Source organism: Halogranum roseipondis, from assembly GCF_059695585.1.
Genome location: NZ_CM185235.1, coordinates 1919391 through 1937455, shown reverse-complemented (window position 1 = coordinate 1937455; position 18065 = coordinate 1919391). Strand labels below are relative to the sequence as shown.

The following is an 18065-nucleotide window of genomic DNA, read 5'->3' as shown; positions in this document are numbered from 1 at the left end:
TCGCAGGGCGTTTATTATGTGTCAGATAAACGAAGTAAGCATGTCCTACCCTCTCACGGATCGGCGTCGTCCCGAGCGGGCACCGAATCGAGCCCCTCCCGGCGAGCTGCCGCTCGCTCGATTCGACGGCCGTCGTCTGGCTCGGGTTACGTCCGGCTTCCCCCAAGGCGTTTGTCGCTCGTCCACGTTGGTCACGTGATGGTCGACGCTCGCGAGTACCACGAACGGACGAAACACTCTCCGGCGAGCATCCGCAGCGACTCGTTCTCGCTGGACTTCGAGAACCAGCCGCGACCGTACAAGGTGTACGAGGACCTGCCGCGAGTCACGCCCTCGGAGTCGCCCACACCGCCCACAGAACCGACGCTGTCGGCGATCGCGACTGCGACCAGCGAACCGGAGCATCCCCAGGGAGAGACCGCCGAGATCGACGCACGGACGCTCCACGCGCTCTGTCACTACGCGACCGGAGTCACGAAGGAGATCGAACGCCAGGGGCGACGGATGCGGTTCCGGGCCGCCTCCTGTACGGGGAAGCTGTACCACGTCGATCTCTACGCCGTCATTGGCGATCTCGACGGTCTCGACGCGGGCGTCTACCACTTCGACCCCGATACCGAGGTGTTCGACGTGCTCCGCGAAGGGGACTACCGCGGGGTGCTCGCCGAGGCGACGAACAGCCGGGACGTTGCGACCGCGCCGGTGACGTTCGTCGCCACCTCCGAGTGGTGGCGCAACGCCTGGAAGTACCGCGAACGGACGTACCGGCACGCCTTCTGGGACTCCGGAACGATCCTCGCAAACCTCCTGGCCGTCGCACACGGCGGCGGACATCGAGCGACGGTCGTCACCGGGTTCGCCGACGACCCGGTCGCCGACCTGCTCGGCGTCGACCCCGAGACCGAAGCCCCGCTCGAACTCGTCCCCGTCGGGAGCGGCGACCCCGTCCCCGACGCGCGGGCGGTCGACCCGATCGATCCGACGGAGCGGCCGCTGTCGGAGACGGTCGTCGACTACCCGTTGGTTCCCGACGCCTGGCGACAGAGCAGGCTGGCGGACGCCTCGGAGGTGGAGACGTGGCGTGACCGGGTCGCCGAGACCGTCGAGAGCGGCGTCGCCACGCACGGGGTAGGGGACGGCGAAACCGTGTCGCTCGACCCCGTCGACGCCGAGACGGCGTCGAGTCGACCCGTCGGTGCGACCGTCGACCGCCGGGGGTCGCTCCGCGAGTACAGCCACGACGCCATCAGCGCGCGACTGTTCGCGACGGTGATGGACCGTGCGCTTCGTGGCGTCCCGACCGACTGCGTCGCCGGAGAAACCGGACGTCTCCTCGATTGCTACTGTCTGATCCACGCCGTCGAGGGAGTACCGAGCGGAGCCTACCAGTACCACCCCGAGGAGAACGTCCTCGAACGACTGGGCGAGACGAGTCGTCGGACGGCGGGCCACCTCGCGCTCGACCAGTCGGTCGTCGGCGACGCCGCGGTGAACGTCTATCTGCTGGCCGACGTCGACGGCCTCGTCGAGCGAGTGGGGAACCGGGGCTACCGACTCGCTCAGTTGTTGGGCGGCGTCGGACTGGGACGGCTGTATCTCGCGACCTACGCCCACCGGAGACTCGGCGGTCGCGGGTTCACCTTCTACGACGATCTCGTCACCGAACATCTCTCACCGCGTGCGGAGAACCAGACGCCGACGACGCTGTTCGCGTTCGGGAAACCGGCCTGACCGTCACCCGCTGACGGGCGACTGGCCGGTCGCGCTCTCACCGCTGAGTCGCCCTTCGACGAGTGCGAACAGGGAGTCGAGGCCGATCGCCAACAGTGCCCCCGGGATCGCCCCCGCGAGCAGCTGTGGCGTGTCGAAAAGCGAGATGCCGGTGATGACCCAGACGCCGAGCCCGCCGCCGCCGATGAAGAACGCCAGGTAGGCCGTCCCGACGTTGAGGACGGCGCTCGTCCGGATGCCGGCGAAGATGACGGGGACGGCGAGCGGCAGCTTGATCCTCCGCAGGATCTGGTTCTCCGTCATCCCCATCCCGCGGGCCGCCTCGACGGTGCTCTCGTCGACGTTCTCGAGGCCGGCGACAGTGTTGGTCAGGATCGGGAGGAGCGCGTAGGTGAACAGGCCGACCAGTGCCGGCAGGAACCCCAGTCCGAGCAGGGGGAAGACGAGTGCGATGATGGCGAGCGTCGGGATGGTCTGTGAGACGTTGCCGACGCTCATGACGACGGACTTGGCCCGTTCGTTCCGCGTCGCGAGGATGCCCAGCGGAACGGCGACGACGATCGCCAGCCCCACCGACACCAACACGAGCGTCAGATGCTCCTCGAGGAGGCCGAGGAACTCGTCGGAGTGCGTCACGAGGTAGCTGTACGCCGCCGCGAGCGTGTCGAGCAGCCCCATCGGTTCAGGCACCCCCGTCCGACTGGTGGGCGCGGATGTCCGCCTCCGTGATCGACCCGACGACGTCGTCGTCTCTGACGACGGGCAGCGACGTCGCGTCGGCTTCGATCATCCGCGAGAGGGCGATGTCGACCGTGTCTGTGGGTGTGACGTAGTGGTCGCCGGTGCCGTCGGCGAGCGGCGCGGCCGTCGCGGGCGACGTCTCGGTGACACTCGCCGCCTGGTCCGTCGGTTCGCCGTCGGCGACGTGTTCCGCGTCGACGTCCTCCTGCATGACGTCGCGGACGGGCGTGATCTGCAACTCCTTGAGCGTCCGGTCGGCACCGATGAACTCCTCGACGAAGTCGTTGGCCGGGTCGTGGAGGATCTCCTGAGGCGTCCCGTACTGGACGAGTTCGCCCACGTCGAAGATGGCGATCTTGTCGCCCATCTTCAGCGCCTCGTTGATGTCGTGGGTGACGAAGAGAATCGTCGTGTCGATCCGGTCTTGGATCTCGAGGAACTCGTTCTGCAGCTCCTCGCGGGTGATCGGGTCCAACGCGCCGAACGGCTCGTCCATCAGGATGACGTCGGGGTCCGCGGCGAGTGCGCGAGCGACGCCGACGCGCTGCTGTTGGCCGCCGGAGAGCTCGGTGGGGTACTGGTCGCGATACTGCGCCGGCGGGAGGTCCATCAGTTCGAGCAGTTCGTCGACGCGGTCGTCGATGCGCGAGCGGTCCCACCCCTTCAGTTCGGGCACCGTCGCGATGTTCTCACCGACGCTCATGTGATCGAACAGGCCGATCTCCTGGATGACGTAGCCGATGTCTCGCCGGAGGTCGACCTTCTGGAGCTCTTGGACGTCGGTGCCGTCGTAGTAGACGGTCCCTTCCGTGGGGTCTTGCATCCGGTTGACGAGCGTCATCGTCGTCGTCTTCCCACAGCCGGAGGGGCCGACGAACACCGTCGTCGTCCCGCGTTCGACCGCGAAACTGATCTCCTCGATGGCGACGGTCTGATCCGAGTAGATCTTCGTGACGTCGTCGAACTCGATCATCGTCTCCCGCTGCGATGCGACTGTCGTGTCTGTCGTGTCTGCCGTGTCTGTCGGGTGCTGAGTCATGCTATCGACCTCTGGACGAGCTGCGTACCGAGCGTCGGTTCGACGTCCTCGCCGTTCTTGAGCCTGAACAGCTGTTCGAGGACGCGGAACGTGTAGTCGAAGGCCAGTGCCAGCAGCGAGACGACGACCGTCGAGACGACGATGGCCGCCGGGTAGGCCTCGCTGATGCCGTTGAAGATGGGGTCACCGAGGTTGTTCGCGCCGATGAACGCGCCGATGGCGGCGATGCCGACGAGGATGACGACCGCGTTGCGCACGCCCGCCATGATGACCGGGATCGCCTGCGGGAGTTGGAGTCGCCACAGCCGTTGGGTCTTCGTCATCCCCATCCCGCGGCCGGCCTCGATGGTCGCCTCGTCGACCTGCGTGAGTCCGAGGTACGTGTTCCTGACGATCGGTAGCTGCGCGTAGAGCACGAGCGCGATGACCACCGGAATCTGACCGATGCCGACGAGGGGGATCAACAGCCCGAACAGCGCGATGCTCGGCACCGTCATCATCATGCTCGCCCCCCAGAGGATCCCCTTCCCGAGGCGGTCGTCGTAGGTGCAGAGCACGCCGAGCGGGACGCCGAGGACTAACGCGAGCCACACCGAGTCCAGGACGACGATGACGTGGTTGACGAGCAGCTCCCACAGCAGCGACTGGTTCTTCAGGAAGTACTCGACGTAGGCGTCCACGAACAGGGGCAGCGAGTCGACGGGAACCGCCATCAGAGCACCCCCGTCCGCTGCAGGTACTCTTTGGCGACCGTCTGTGGGTTCACCTTGTCGAGTGCGACCCGCTTGTTGAGCTTCCGCATCTGGTCGGTGGTGAGCCCTTCGCTGATCGCGTTCAACGGTTCTCGAATCGACGGGTTGGCTTCGAGGGTGGGCATCCGAACCATCGGAGCCGCGTTGTACACCGGGAAGAACTTCTCGTCGTCTTCGAGCACCTGCAGGTCGAACTGGATGATCCGCGGGTCGGTGTTGAAGCCGACGCCGATGTCGGCCTCGCCGCCGCCGACGACCTGATAGAGGAGTCCGGAACCGATGTTCTCGACCTGTATCTGCTGCGTGTGACCGTCGAACCCGTAGTGCTTGATGAGACCCGGCCAGCCGTCCGCGCGACTCTGGAACTCCGCGTTCAGCGCGACCGTGACCCCCTCGTCGGTTTCCTTGAGATACGAGGCGAGCCCAGAGAGCGACTTCACGCCGGTCTCGTTCGCCCACTCGGGGTTCGCCATCAGCACGTACGTGTTGTTGAGCGGTGCCCGTCGCAGGAACGTGAGCTCGTGTCTCTTCTCGAACTCCTGTTTGACCTTCTTGTAGAGCTTCGCGGGGTCGGTGACGACCTCGTCGTGCTTCGGCGGAAGGGTCTGCCAAGCCGTGCCCGTGTACTCCCAGTACAGCTGTATCTCTCCGGAGTCGACCGCCCGGAAGTTGGTCGTCGTGCCGCCGAGACCGACCTGATCGCCGACGGTGAGGTCGGTGTTCGCCGAGAGCGCCTCGTAGGCGAGATAGCCGAGAATCTCCTGTTCGGTGAACCGTTTTGAGCCGACCTTGATCGAATCACTCCGCAACTGTGTCGCGAGGGTGAGACAGCCGGAGGTCCCTCCGACAGCCGCCGTCGCGGCGAGCCCACCCCCCTTCCTGAGCAGCCCGCGCCGTGTGTCTTGACTTGGCATACCATCTCATTCTGGAATGAGCACCCTAAGGGTTGACCCACACTAGTTCATCATTTATATACCGAGACGCTCGTGGGGGTGGTGGCGACGACGCCGTCACGCAGGCAAACGTGTCAAATGTGCCGGCAGAAGGTGTGAGACGGCTGTCACCGTCGAGAAGTGTCGACCCCCTCGCGTCGGGACTGTCGGACCGGGTTCCGCTCGCGGGCGACGTCGAGCGCCTCGGGGACGACCGCTGCCGACGCGGTCGTGACGCCGTCGGTGGTCTTGGCGACGACGTCGCCGCGTGGCCCCGCGATCAGGCTCTCGCCGGCGTGGTGACGCCCCGACTGCGACCCGAGGTGGTTCGACCCGACGACGTAGCAGGTCTGGTCCAACGCACGGGCGCGGCAGAGCAGTCGCCAGTCACGGTCGAACGAGCGACGCCACGCCGCGCTGACCGCCAGCAGGTCGCAGTCGGCCTCGGCGTAGGCGACGGCGAGTTCGGGGAAGTTCAAGTCGTAACACAGCAGGAGTCCGAGGCGACCGACGGGCGTGTCGACGGTCGTCGCCTCGGACCCCGCCGTGAACTGCGTCGCCTCCTCGCCCCACGGCTGTCGCTTCCGGTAGGTCGTCTCGACGCCGTCGCCGGAGACGTACACGAGCGCGTTGTAGACGTCGTCGCCGGCGGCCTCGGGGAGTCCGACGACGAGGTCGACGCCGGTGTCGCGAGCGACCGTCTGCACGCGTTCGGTCACGGGACCGGGGACGCTCGTCTTCGTGGCGGGGACGACGTCGAGGTCGTAACCGGTCACGCAGAGTTCGGGGAAGACGGCGACCGCCGTCGCCGCCGGCAGGCGCTCGGCGAGTCGCTCGATCCGGTCGAGGTTCGCGTCGACGTCGCCGACGGTCGGTTCGAACTGGCAGGCTGCGACACGAGGCTGTGTCATGGTCGCTCGCTCGACCTCCGTCGATGGAACATACCCTCACGTTGGCGCGTCGCCGGGGTAACCGTTCACCCCTACATCTCCACGACTTAAATCCTGAACAGGGACGGAAGGAGGTGTATAAATAGCCGCTACAAGTTCGCCCGGAGGCTTAGGGAGGTGTCCCTGTTTGTAGTTCACATACGATGTCACGACGACAGGCCGAGCAGTCGACCGGGACGGCGGATGCGGCGCCGACGCTCATCGACTGCGACATCCACCAGAAGTGGCGCGACCCCGAGGAGGTCGTCGCCTACCTGCCCGACCAGTACAAGGACCGCGGCGTGCAGTCGCCGAGCATCCTCTACGACAACGTCGCTGAGTTCTCGCGTCGCGACGCCGTCCCGGACGACGGGGGGCCGGCAGGGTCCAGTATCGAGAAGATGAAGGAACACCACTTCGAGGAGTTCGGCGTCGACTACGCAGTTCTGACCGGCAACTCCTATCTCAACCTCACCGCCCTGCCGAACCGAGACTACGCCGCCGAACTCGCGGTCGCGAACAACAAGTGGGCCATCGACAACTGGCTCGCGGAGGGCGGCCCGTTCGTCGGGTCGCTGTTGGTCGCCCCGCAGAAACCCGAGCGGATGGCCGAGATGATCCGCGAACTCGGCGACCACCCGCGCGTCGTGCAGGTCGTGATGCCGATGGCCTCCCAGCTGCCCTACGGCCACGAGTACTACTGGCCGATGTACGAGGCCGCCGAGGAGATGGGCCTGCCGATCGCGATGCACCCCTACACCGAGGGTCACGGCGTGACGCGGCCGCCGACGGGTGCGGGCCACCCGAACACCTACTTCGAGTGGCACACGCTCCTCGGGACGTACGCGATGGGTCAGCTCGTCAGTCTCGTCGCCGAGGGCGTGCTCGCGAAGTTCCCCGACCTGAACTTCGTCGTCGTCGAGGGGGGGCTCAGCTGGGTGCCGCACTTCATGTGGCGGATGGACAAAGACTGGAAGGCGCTCCGCGCACAGGTGCCGTACCTCCAGAAGCCGCCGAGCGAGTACGTCCGTGACCAGGTGCGGTTCACCACCCAGCCCATCGAGGAACCCGACGACCCCGAGCATCTCCTGCAGATTCTGAAGATGATGCACGCCGAGGAGACGGTGATGTTCGCGAGCGACTACCCTCACTGGGACACCGACTCGCCGCTGTACGCGCTGCCGCCGATGCCCGAGGAGATGGAGCAGGCCGTGATGGCCGGCAACGCACAGGAGCTGTACGGACTGCCGAACGACCCGACGAGCCTCCCGACCAACTGAGAGACAATGCAGAAACGATTCGAGATCTGTCCGACCGACGAACTGCCACCCGGCGAACGAACGATCGTCGACCTGAACGGCCACTCCGTCGGCGTGTTCAACGTCGACGGCGAGTACTACGCGCTGAAGAACGACTGTCCCCACCAGCGAGCGCCGCTCTGCATGGGGAAGGTGACGGGGACGACGTCGTCCGCCACGCCCGGCGAAGTGGAGTGGCGAGACGACGGGAAGATACTGCGCTGTCCGTGGCACGGCTGGGAGTTCGACATCGCGACCGGCGAATCCGTCTTCAACCCGCACAAGGTCCGCGCGCGGTCGTTCGACACGGCCGTCGAGTCGACACAGAGCGGCGAGGAGGCCGACGCCAACGCCACCGACGGTGGCTGTGACTGCGGAGCGAACATAGAGGGCGAGCAGCCGCCGGTCGACACCTACGAGGTGGACGTCGAGGACGAACAGGTCGTCGTCTACCTCTAACTCTGATGAACACCGAGCGAGCGGTCACGTTCGCACGGTCGGCGACGACCGCGGACGCTCCGGACGGCGTCGACGCACACGTTCGAGCGCGCGTGCTCGACACGCTCGCGGCCGTCACCGCCGGCTATCGACAGGACGGCGTCGACGTCGTCCGCGAGTACGCCACGTCCCATCTCGACGGGACGGAGACGGCGCGGGCGACGCTGCTCGACGGGTCGGGCGAGACGGTGAGCGTCGAAGGGGCGGCCCTCGCGAACGGCGTCGCCGCGAACGCACTCGACGTCGACGACGGCCACCGCGAGGTGAAGGGACACCCCGCCGCGGTGGTCGTCCCACCCGCGCTGGCGGCCGCCGAGGCGGTCGACGCGTCGGTCAGCGAGTTCCTCGACGCCGTCTTCGTCGGCTACGAACTCGCCGTCCGCGCGGGGCTGGCGATCCACGCGATCGACGACGTCTACACGGGGACGGGGTCGTGGGGTGCGGTCGGCGCGGCCGCGGCGACCGCCCGGCTGTTCGAGTTCTCCGCAGCACAGACGGCACACGCTCTCGGCGTCGCCGAGTACCACGCACCGCGGACGCCGATCATGCGCGGCGTCGAGCGTCCCGGGATGACCAAAGACGGCATCGGCTGGGGGGCGTACGTCGGCGTCGTCGCCGCGCAACTCGCCGAAGCCGGCTTCACCGGGTCCGGGACGGTCTTCGACGAATCGTCGGTCGACGACTCGCTGGGCGAGGAGTTCCACGTCACGAAGGGATACCTGAAACCGTACCCGTGCTGTCGCTGGGCGCAACCGGGTATAGAAGCCGTCTTGGACCTCCGCTCCCGAGAGAACGTCGACCCGACGTCCGTCGAGTCAGTTCGCGTCGCGACGTTCGAGGAGGCGACGACGCTGCAGACGCGACGGCCGGAGACGCCCGAGGAGGCTCAGTACTCCTACCCGTATCCGGTTGCTGCCGCGCTCGTTCGAGGGGAGTTCACGCAGGCCGGGCACGCGGCGTCCGCGCGGACCGACGCGGCGACCCTGTCTCTGGCCGACCGGGTCGAACTCGTCGTCGACGACGAGTTGGACGCCCGGTTCCCCAGCGAGTGCCTCGCTCGCGTGACGGTGGAGACCACCGAAGGGACGTATCGGTCGGACGTCACGCGCGGGCGGGGCGCACGCGACGCGCCGCTGTCGACCGGAGAGCGACTGCAGAAGGCGCGGCGACTCGTCACGCCGACGTTGCCGACGAGCGCCGTCGGCCGAGTCGACGACGCGCTCGGTCGCGAGTCGGCGGCGGTCGTAGAACTGCTCGAACCGTGGTGAGCAATCGCCCGTGACCTCGCGAGAGCGGGATACCGTCGCGCGACGTCTTTCGGAGGATTATCGGGCGAGCGGCCGGTAACGGTGACCAGTGACGAAACTCCCGACGCACGATGTCGACGACGTCAGAGACGAGCGGCCCGACGCCCGTCTCTCGGTCGCGATCTCCGGCGGGTCGATGGGCGGGCTGTTCACCGGGATCGCACTCCGCACGGCGGGTCACGACGTCGACGTCTTCGAGCGAGCGAGCGACGGACTCGAGAGCCGCGGTGCAGGGATCGTCGCACAGTCGAACGTCCGCGAGTTCCTCGAAACGCACGAGATCGCACGGCCGACGGCCCTGACGACGACCACGTCCCGCCGACAGTATCTGAACCGCGACGGCACCGTCGCACGGGAGCGCGCCGAGCGGATGGCGTTCACCGGGTGGGACGCGCTGTATCGGGAACTCCGCGAGGAGTTCCCCGACGACCGATACCACACGGGTCGTCGGACCGTCGACGTCGACCCCGGCGACGACCGGGCCGTCTTGACGTTCGAGGACGGGTCGACCGTCCGGGCGGACCTCGCAGTTATCGCGGAGGGCGGGCGCTCGACGACCCGCGAGCGACTCCTACCCGACGTCGAACCCGACCCCGCCGGCTACGTCGCCTGGCGTGGCGTCGTCCCCGAAGGTGACCTCCCCGACGGCGTCCGCGAGACGTTCGACGACGTGTTCGTCTTCTACGAGGGCGAGGACGAACTGATTCTCGGCTATCTCGTCCCCGGCCCGGAGGGCGGAACCGACTCGGGCGAGCGACGACTCAACTGGGTCTGGTACGACGACGTCGGCGGCGCGTCCGAACGGCGGCGACTGTTGACCGACGAAGGTGGCGAGTCCAACGAGTTCTCGGTGCCGCCGGGGCGGCTCCGCCCGGAAGTCAGCGCGGAGTTGCTCGCGGCCGCAGACGACCGGCTTCCGTCGGTGTTCGCCGATCTCGTCGCGGCGACCGACGACGCGTTCGTCCAGACCATCTACGACCTCACCGTCCCCGAGATGCGGTTCGGCCGCGCGTGTCTGCTCGGCGATGCAGCGTTCGTCGCGCGACCGCACACCGCCGCCGGAACGTCGAAGGCGGCGGCCGACGGCGTCGCACTCGCCGACGCACTCGATACTGGTGGCGACGAGCACCGAATCGAGGACGGCCTCCGAACGTGGAGTTCGGATCGGGTCGACGAAGGACGTCGGGTGGTCGAGCAAGGAATCCGGATGGGCGAAGGGTACATCGGCTGATCGAGCCAACCGCGGGGGTTCTGCTCATCATCGGTTGTTCTAGTGGGTCTTCCGAGACGGCCACAGCCGTTACCGGGCAGGCGACTCAAACGTCGAATCGATGAGCGACGCTGAACTTTCCGACCCCGAAGTCGACGAGAAGTACGACACGGGAACCGACGCGCTCGTCTCCCCAGAGTGGCTCTCCGAGCATCTCGACTCTTTCGAGTCCGACGACCCGGACTACCGGCTCGTCGAGGCAGACATCGAGTACGACGAGTCCTACGCGGAAAGCCACATCCCGGGTGCCGTCGGGTTCCGCTGGGGGACTCATCTGCAGGACTCCATCGAACGCGACATCCTCAAGCGCGCGGAGTTCGAGGAGATCATGGAGGATGCGGGCATCACGGAGGACACGACAGTCGTCCTCTACGGTGACGAATCCAACCAGTGGGCTGCCTACACCTACTGGCAGTTCAAATACTACGGTCACGACGATGTCCGACTGCTAGACGGAGGGCGTGCCCACTGGTTCGACAACGACTATCCGACGACCGACGAAGAACCCGACTACACAACCCAAGAGTACGAGTCCGCAGGCCCGAACGAGGAACTGCGAGCCTACCTCGACCGCGTCGAAGAAGTGGCCGCTATCGAGAGCGAGTCCTCTGCGGAAGGCCGTGCCGAGGTCGGTGAGGACTCCGACATCCCGATGATCGACGTCCGTTCAGGTGAGGAGTACCGTGGTGAAATCGTCGCCCCTGAAGGGAGCAAGGAGACGGCCCGTCGGGCAGGCCACATCCCGGGTGCGACGAACGTCACGTGGAAGGAGAACCTCGACGACGAAGGGCGGTTCAAAGACGGCGACGAACTGCGCTCGGTGTACGCCGAGCGAGGAATCGAGGGTGACACCGAAGTGATCACGTACTGCCGCATCGGTGAGCGCTCGTCGATCACCTGGTTCACGCTCCACGAACTCCTCGGCTGGGACACCACGAACTACGACGGGTCGTGGACCGAGTGGGGGAACCTCGTCCGTCAACCCGTCGCCGTCGAGGTCGACGACCCGGCATCGGCCGACGCCAAAGAGTAGCGAGTCGGCTCCAGTGAGTCGCTGATCGGTCTGGTCCGCCCACCGGACCCTCACGCTGGAGTGCTTTTTGACGAAATCGAAGAGGCGAGGTGTCAGTCGTGCTATCTCCGGCCGAGGTCTTCTCCCGGCAGATAGCCCGACGCCCTACGAGCGGTACGTTCTCTCCGAGGCCTACGAGTTCCGCGAGAGTACGCTTCGGTACGACGCGGCAACAGACGAGTTCTACCTCAACATCTCGACACGGCGGATAGACAGCGACGACGCGGAGGTTCTGGCAGATACCGGGCACCCCGACCAAACGGTCCTCAGTATCGATCTCGGCGTCAACAGTCTCGCAGTCGCCTCAACCGGGCGCTTCTGGCAGGGCGATGACTACGACCACTGGTGCCGCGAGTTCGAGAAGCGACGTGGAGAGATGCAACAGCGTGGCACCCAAGCCGCTCACAACGCCTTACTTCGCCTCGGTAAGCGCGAAGAAGCATGGCGGAAACAGTACATCCACACTGTCGCCAACGAACTTGTCTCGGAAGCCGTCGAACACGACTGCGACGTAATCGTGTTCGAGGACTTGACTGATATACGCGAGCGCCTTCCGCACGCGAAGTGGCATCACGTATGGGCGTTTCGACGCCTCTACGAGTATGTCGAGTACAAAGCGCCTGAGCAGGGTGTCTCCGTGGAGCAAGTCGCGCCGAACCACACGTCCGAACGTTGTTCTCGGACGGACTGCGGGTTCACGCACGACGACAACCGCTACGGGGAACACTTTGAGTGCCAGAAGTGCGGGTACGAGGCGAACGCGGATTACAATGGCGCGAAGAATATCGGGTTACGGTACGCCCGGAAACGACGACACAAACTCCGTTCCTCGCCCAAGTCGGGGGGCGGAGACGCAGAAGTAGACCTGCGTATAAATGGTGGGACGTTGAACGGCAAGAGTCACCGGCCTATTGCTGGCGACTGATTGCCGGGAGTCCACATCAAAGCCCCACCCTCAAGGACCGAGGCGCGTATGCGCCGAGGGAGTAGGGTGGGGTAGTTTACACAGCCGAGGCAGAGTCGCGAGACTTCGAGACCGGTATCGCCGAGTCGTGTGTACTCCATCTACCTCGCCTATCGCACCGATGGGCAAATAGTCACACGGCTACCCAGCACACGTCGGCGAACCCTCACCGTCGGACCGTCCCCTCGACCTCTGTATGGAGTGCCTGTCGGACGCCACCACCGGGCTTGAGAACCCGCCATACGACGCTCGGACGAAGTAGTGTAGTCGGGGGGCGCTCCAGCATCAGCACTTGGACGAACGCATCGGTCAGCGCGCCGTCCGAGTGGGCCTTCCGAAGCAACCGATTCAGATACCAGTTGAAGAAGGCAGCGCCGCGCGGCTTCTCGCCTGTCGTCTCCGAGAATCCGAAATCCGCGCCGACGGCCATCGTCCACGCGATGTCGACGAGTTCCGTCGTCCGGTCGAAGAACCGTGGTCCGGCGTCTGCACTCCCACCCGTCGCGAGCACGTCGTGAAGGAGGACGGCTTCGAGTGCGGCGACCGACATCCCCTGCCCGTAGATGGGGTTGAAGCTGGCAACTGCGTCGCCCACGACGACGAGGCCTTCGGGGAACCGAGACAGCCGCTCGTAACGGTACCGACGGTTGGCTGCGAACGGATAGTGGTGAATCTCGCCGTCGACCGGTGGATGTTCTTCGAGTAACTCCCGTATCTCTGTCGCCGGAACGCTCGCTGCGAAGTCGACGAAGTCGTCGTACTCCGTGGGAGGATGGTCGCCGTGAACGCCGTGGAGATTCACGAGCCACCGATTCGCTTCGACAGGAGCGACGACACCCCCACGAGTGCGAGGTGCCTCGGCGAGCGCGCCGAACGCCCGGTGGTCGTCAGCCGGTCGCTGGATGAACGTAGTACTGTAGGCGACGTCGATCTGTACCTCGTCCAAGGCCGGTGGTTGGTAGCCGTGATACTCGAGGAGGGCCGGCGTTCTGCTCGTCCGACCGGTCGCGTCGACGACGAGGTCAGCGCGGACCTGTTCGCTGTCACAGTCCTCAGTTCGAATCTCGATGCCTTCGACCGTGGTCTCCGTGTCGTCGAACAGGTAGCCGGTGAACTGACAGTCCGGCCGGAGTCTGATACGTCCGAGTGCGACGACGCGCTCGCGGACGATCTGCTCGTACACAGGTCGGGTCGCGGAGTAGATCGCGAAGGGGCGGTCGCCGTCGGCCAGGAAGTCGCCGTTGCTGTAGTTGTTGAACTCTGTCTGGCCGTCGACCTTCACGCCACCCGCTTCCAACACCGCCGCGCTGTATCCCGGGAAGAGATGCTCCAACGTTGCTCGCCCGGCCTCCCACAGAACGTGTGGTTGCTGCGCTTGCGGCACTCCTCGGCGGGGAGCGGGCACGTCGGGGAGCGAGTCGCGCTCGACGACGGTGACCTCGTCGAACCCATCGGTGAGCACACGAGCCGCACACAGTCCTGCCATGCTCGCTCCGATTACCACGGCGTGTGAGCCGACTATCTCGAGTCGAGTGCTGTCGTACTCTGGCATCGTGGCCAGCGTCATACGTCCCACACCCCCAGTTCGTGCTCGTAGCTCGGCTCTCGTCGTCTCTCGGCCGAGTAGTGCGTCACCGTCCGTCTGCCTGCTGCGTGCATCGTCACGACACCCGAGTAGAGATCGGTCGTCGACGGAGAAAACCGTAATCAGCACGCGATTGCTGTAGATCAGACGTCAGAACCGGGACTGTATCGGTGGTGCTAGCTGTCGTCGACGACGGTGCCGGTCTCGTCGAGCACGAACGTTCGCTCGTCTCCCTCGTACGAGACGGTGACGCCGAGTCGAGGGGGGTCCGTGGAGACGACCTCCTCGCGCCAGTCGAAGCTCCGCTTCATGGCCCTCCAGTCGTCGAGGACGTGTTCGATTCCGTGGTCGTAGTAGAACGAGACGAGCGCGGGATGGTCGTGGACGGGCGCCCAGCCCGGACTGCGCCACGCGAACTTGCAGGAGCGACAGACGAACGTGATGACGCCCGCGAAGTGCGAACTGCAGCGGTCACAGATAGCGTCGCAAGGGGCGTGGTCCTCACACACGGAGAGCGACCCGTCGACGCTCCCGCCGCACTCCGGACAGACGCCGTCGTTCATCGACTCGAAGCGGTGGATCGAGTAGCGTATCGTCGCCTCGAGAATCTCGTCGGGGTCACGGTCGCGAAGCCCCTCCGGCGGGAGGCTGAAGCCGAAGATCTCCCCACCACGCTGCGGCCAGTAGCCCTCGCAGTGGGGACACCGCGCCCACACGGTTCCGTCGGTGTAGACGATCTCGATCCGACGCTCACAGCGTGGGCAGGTCGCGGCGACGACGGCCGGTTCGAGTATCGGGTTCTCCGTCGCCGTTCCGGCGACGAGCGCGTGGACGATCTCGAAGCCGGGGGCGGTGAGTTCGTATCCGGACTCTGTCCGTCGAACGAAGTGGCCGGTCAGGCGGCCCAGATGGTAGTTGAAGTTGCCGGTGTCGTCGACGCCGACGCGGTCGAAGAGCTCCGAGAACGGGACCGCAGTGTCCGAATCGTACGGTTCGTGGGCTTCCCACAGCGCCCGCAGGATCGCCACCCGCGTCTCGTTGCCGAGGAGAGTGAACGCGTCGTCGGGCGAGAGCGATGGGGGTTCGCCGCCGTCGGGCGAGCACGGTGTAGACGTAGTCTCGTCGAACGAGAACGACATTCGTGAACGTACCACGGGGAGTGAGATAAGCGCCGTCCCCGACCGGCGTCGACCGCTCGGTAGCGGAGCGACTACCGTCGTTCGACCGTCCGAGCGACTCGCAACGCGGTCGCTTCGTCGTTCCACCCGGCGACGATTTGGACGCCGACGGGTTTGTCGGCGGCAGCGCCGCTGGGGACCGAGACGGCGGGATGCCCGCTGCAGTTGAACGGTGCCGTGTTCTCGACCGTCCGGAGCAGTCCCTCGACACCCGTGATCTCCCCGAACGCGGGCGCAGCCATCGGCGTCGTCGGCGTCACGAGCGCGTCGTAGGTCTCGAGGGCGTCACAGACCGTCCGGGCGAACGTCCGCTGGACGCCCTTCGCGGCGACGTACTCGCTCCCGTCGCCGTCGACGAGCACCCCGTTCGTCAGCAGCATCTGGACGACGTTCTCGCCGAACTCGCCTCGTTCGTTGGCCGCGGCGACCGCCGCTCGGAGCGGTTCGGTCGTTCCCGTCCCGGTGGCGTAGGCCGCGCCGTTCGTCCCCACGAACGACGCGAACTCCAGTCCGGCGATCGCGCCGACGGCGGCCGACGCCAACTCGTACCCCTCGAGTGACGTCTCCTCGACCGTCGCGCCGGCGTCTCGGAGTTCTTCGATGGAAGATTCGACTGCGGTGACGACGTCCTCCTCCGCGGCGTCCATCGCCTCCGTGACGACACCGACGCGGAGCCCTTCGACGCCGTCGTCGAGTGTCTCGGTGTACGCGTCGGCGTCGGGCGACCCACGCGTCGAGGGGTCGTTCGCGTCGGGGCCGGCGATCGCCTCCAGAACGCGGGCCGCCGTCTCGACGTCGCGGGCGAGCGGGCCGACGTGGTCGAGCGACTGCGAGAGGTCGACGACGCCGAACCGGGAGACGGTCTGGTGGGTCGGTTTGACGCCGACGACGCCACAGAACGAGGCGGGGATGCGGACGGAGCCACCGGTGTCGGTTCCGAGTGCGGCGTCGACGACGTCCGCAGCGACGGCGGCCCCGCTCCCGCTCGAGGAGCCACCGGGAACGCAGCCCTCGACGACCGGGTTCTCGATCCGACCGTGAGCACACGTTTCGCCGGTGGTGAAGAAGGCGAACTCGTCCATGTTCGTCGTGCCGACGAGCGACGCGCCGGAATCGAGAAGTCGGTCGACGACCGTCGCGTGGTAGTCGGGTTCGTACTCGAAGCCCGGAGAGCCACACGTGGTCGGAACTCCCGAGACGACGACGTTCTCTTTGACGGCGACCTCGAGTCCGGACAGCGGGCCGTCGTCTCCTTCGAGTTCGAACTCGTAGCGAAACGCGTTGTACGGGTCGGTTCCCGGCGAGAGCGTGCTCGGAGCGTCTGCCGTCGGCAGCGACGAGGGGAACGCCGCGTACTGTGCGGCCTGTCCGGCGGTCGCCTCGCGGAACGCGTCGACCGCTTCGTCGTCGAGTTCGATTCCGTGTCGCGCTGCGACCGCACGGACGTCCGCATCTGTGACGTCTGGCATATGTGGTATTCGACGACACACCATATGAAGCCTCGCTGACTCGACAGATGGGTCGACGCCGTCGAACACCGTCCCCGGCGGCGGAGCGACCCAGAGCAGTTATACACCCGCTTCACATCCATGCGAACGATGCTCACGGCGAAGGTGTGTGTCCAGTACGACGGCGACTGGACGGCGGAGCTCGCCCACTACGACGTCTTCGGTGAGTTCGTCGCGTCGACGTTCCGCAACAACCGTTACGTGGGGATGCTGGCGATCGAGTCCGAAGACTGCGACGCCGTCCGGGAGGTCATCGACGCACACGACACCGTCGAGACGATCGACGTCGTCGAACAGTACGAGACCAGCGAGGGGCGGTGTGCCACGACGATGCTGCTCCGCGGGCGGCTAACCGAGGTGACGCCGTTACAGTCGCTGATGTACGAGGGGTTTCTGCCGCTCGGCCCGACGCAGTTGGTCGACGGCTGTGAGTGTTTCGACCTGCTGTTGAACGACCGGGAGGAACTGTCGGAGGCCATCGAGTTGCTCTCGGCGTTCGGCGACGTGACGGTCGAGCGCATCACGCAGGACTTCCGACGCGAGATCATGCCGAGTCGTTCCGAGTGGCAGGAGTTACTGGCTTCGATCCCACCACGGCAGCGGGAGTTCCTGAACACGGCGGTCGAGAAGGGCTACTTCGAGATCCCCCGACAGGTGACGCTCGAGGAGGTCGCAGCCGAGATGGACATCACGAAGACGACCGCCTCGAACCACCTCCGGAAGGTGGAGCGAAAGCTCGTCGAGTTCATGTTGCCGTACATCAATCTGGCCGTGCAAGAGCAGTGACCTACAGGTCGCTGGCGTCCGTCACGTCGCCGGATGTAGTCGACGACAGAGACTTTGGTCCGCCGAAGCGAACGCTCGAGTATGTCACGTGCGACGTTCGAGATCTATCAAGATCGCGAAGAGCTGTGGCGGTGGCGACTCGTCCACGCCAACGGCAACATCATCGCCGACAGCGGCGAGGGGTACGCGAGTCGACAGAAATGTGAACAGGGGCTCGAGAGCGTGAAAGCGAACGCGCCGGACGCGGAGGTCGTGCGAGTCGACAACCGCGAGACGGACGACTGAGAGACCCGCTTCCTGCCTGTAGGGCGTCCCCATCGCCGCTAGCGTCGCACTCCGTCACTCTTCTTCGAGATCGGCTATCTCTTCGTCGGACCAAGTACGACGCTCCTCGGATGCAGAGAGTACTAATATTATTTTCACTATCGATTAACCATCAGTTACTTGAGGTTTAGATCGGGCGACGATATAGAAA

16 protein-coding genes and 1 pseudogene are annotated in these 18065 nt (G+C 65.9%); 9 read left to right on the top strand and 8 right to left on the bottom strand.

From position 1 onward, the window contains the following. The first annotated feature begins 198 nt into the window (after nt 1-198). Nucleotides 199-1731, top strand: coding sequence for a SagB family peptide dehydrogenase (locus EOHIBHHM_RS10135; protein WP_497250148.1), 1533 nt, complete (start codon nt 199-201; stop codon nt 1729-1731). 3 nt (nt 1732-1734) lie between these two features. On the opposite strand, the gene EOHIBHHM_RS10130 is transcribed toward EOHIBHHM_RS10135, so the two are convergent. The 5 genes from EOHIBHHM_RS10130 to EOHIBHHM_RS10110 all read right to left on the bottom strand — a co-directional run bounded on the left by EOHIBHHM_RS10130 (nt 1735) and on the right by EOHIBHHM_RS10110 (nt 6106). Next, nucleotides 1735-2409, bottom strand: a complete 675-nt coding sequence (locus EOHIBHHM_RS10130; protein ID WP_497250146.1) for an ABC transporter permease — start codon at nt 2407-2409, stop codon at nt 1735-1737. 4 nt (nt 2410-2413) lie between these two features. Beyond that, nucleotides 2414-3445: an ABC transporter ATP-binding protein gene (locus tag EOHIBHHM_RS10125; protein WP_497256977.1), complete on the bottom strand. Its 1032-nt coding sequence runs from the start codon at nt 3443-3445 to the stop codon at nt 2414-2416. Between the two features lie 62 nt (nt 3446-3507). After that, nucleotides 3508-4224, bottom strand: coding sequence for an ABC transporter permease (locus tag EOHIBHHM_RS10120; RefSeq protein ID WP_497250144.1), 717 nt, complete (start codon nt 4222-4224; stop codon nt 3508-3510). Next, the gene (locus tag EOHIBHHM_RS10115) at nt 4224-5177 is read right to left on the bottom strand and encodes a glycine betaine ABC transporter substrate-binding protein (protein ID WP_497250142.1); all 954 of its coding nucleotides are present in this window, start codon (nt 5175-5177) and stop codon (nt 4224-4226) included. Before EOHIBHHM_RS10115 ends, EOHIBHHM_RS10120 begins: the two co-directional genes overlap by 1 nt. A gap of 146 nt (nt 5178-5323) precedes the next feature. Next, a complete protein-coding gene (locus EOHIBHHM_RS10110; protein ID WP_497250140.1) occupies nt 5324-6106 on the bottom strand; it encodes a carbon-nitrogen hydrolase family protein in 783 nt (260 codons plus the stop codon). A 182-nt stretch (nt 6107-6288) separates the two neighbouring features. On the opposite strand from EOHIBHHM_RS10110, the gene EOHIBHHM_RS10105 reads away from it, so the two are divergent. The 6 genes and pseudogenes from EOHIBHHM_RS10105 to EOHIBHHM_RS10080 all read left to right on the top strand — a co-directional run. Continuing rightward, complete coding sequence (locus EOHIBHHM_RS10105; RefSeq protein WP_497250138.1) at nt 6289-7404, top strand: amidohydrolase family protein; 1116 nt, start codon at nt 6289-6291, stop codon at nt 7402-7404. A 6-nt stretch (nt 7405-7410) separates the two neighbouring features. After that, nucleotides 7411-7881, top strand: coding sequence for a Rieske (2Fe-2S) protein (locus EOHIBHHM_RS10100; RefSeq protein ID WP_497250136.1), 471 nt, complete (start codon nt 7411-7413; stop codon nt 7879-7881). Nucleotides 7882-7886: 5 nt separating this feature from the next. After that, nucleotides 7887-9188, top strand: a complete 1302-nt coding sequence (locus tag EOHIBHHM_RS10095; protein WP_497250134.1) for an MmgE/PrpD family protein — start codon at nt 7887-7889, stop codon at nt 9186-9188. An 88-nt stretch (nt 9189-9276) separates the two neighbouring features. Further along, nucleotides 9277-10458, top strand: coding sequence for an FAD binding domain-containing protein (locus EOHIBHHM_RS10090; RefSeq protein WP_497250132.1), 1182 nt, complete (start codon nt 9277-9279; stop codon nt 10456-10458). Between the two features lie 100 nt (nt 10459-10558). Beyond that, entirely contained in the window at nt 10559-11530 is a 972-nt protein-coding gene (locus EOHIBHHM_RS10085; RefSeq protein ID WP_497250130.1) for a sulfurtransferase, read from the top strand. 118 nt (nt 11531-11648) lie between these two features. Continuing rightward, nucleotides 11649-12494 (top strand): annotated as a pseudogene (locus tag EOHIBHHM_RS10080) (RNA-guided endonuclease InsQ/TnpB family protein); the annotation flags it as partial. 205 nt (nt 12495-12699) lie between these two features. Here the strand turns inward: EOHIBHHM_RS10080 and EOHIBHHM_RS10075 are convergent. From EOHIBHHM_RS10075 to EOHIBHHM_RS10065, 3 genes are all read right to left on the bottom strand, one after another. After that, nucleotides 12700-14085 (bottom strand): FAD-dependent oxidoreductase, encoded by a 1386-nt coding sequence (locus EOHIBHHM_RS10075; protein WP_497256975.1) that lies wholly within the window; start codon nt 14083-14085, stop codon nt 12700-12702. Between the two features lie 209 nt (nt 14086-14294). After that, on the bottom strand, nt 14295-15257 hold the full coding sequence (locus tag EOHIBHHM_RS10070; RefSeq protein WP_497250128.1) for a DUF7351 domain-containing protein: 963 nt from the start codon (nt 15255-15257) through the stop codon (nt 14295-14297). Nucleotides 15258-15328: 71 nt separating this feature from the next. Further along, on the bottom strand, nt 15329-16765 hold the full coding sequence (locus EOHIBHHM_RS10065) for an amidase (protein ID WP_497250126.1): 1437 nt from the start codon (nt 16763-16765) through the stop codon (nt 15329-15331). A gap of 129 nt (nt 16766-16894) precedes the next feature. On the opposite strand from EOHIBHHM_RS10065, the gene EOHIBHHM_RS10060 reads away from it, so the two are divergent. Together EOHIBHHM_RS10060 and EOHIBHHM_RS10055 are read left to right on the top strand one after the other, a co-directional pair. Beyond that, nucleotides 16895-17590 carry a helix-turn-helix domain-containing protein gene (locus tag EOHIBHHM_RS10060; RefSeq protein ID WP_497250124.1) on the top strand — a complete coding sequence of 232 codons (696 nt, stop codon included), beginning with the start codon at nt 16895-16897 and terminating at the stop codon, nt 17588-17590. Between the two features lie 81 nt (nt 17591-17671). Then, nucleotides 17672-17875: an HVO_2922 family protein gene (locus EOHIBHHM_RS10055; RefSeq protein ID WP_497250122.1), complete on the top strand. Its 204-nt coding sequence runs from the start codon at nt 17672-17674 to the stop codon at nt 17873-17875. Nucleotides 17876-18065 lie beyond the last annotated feature (190 nt).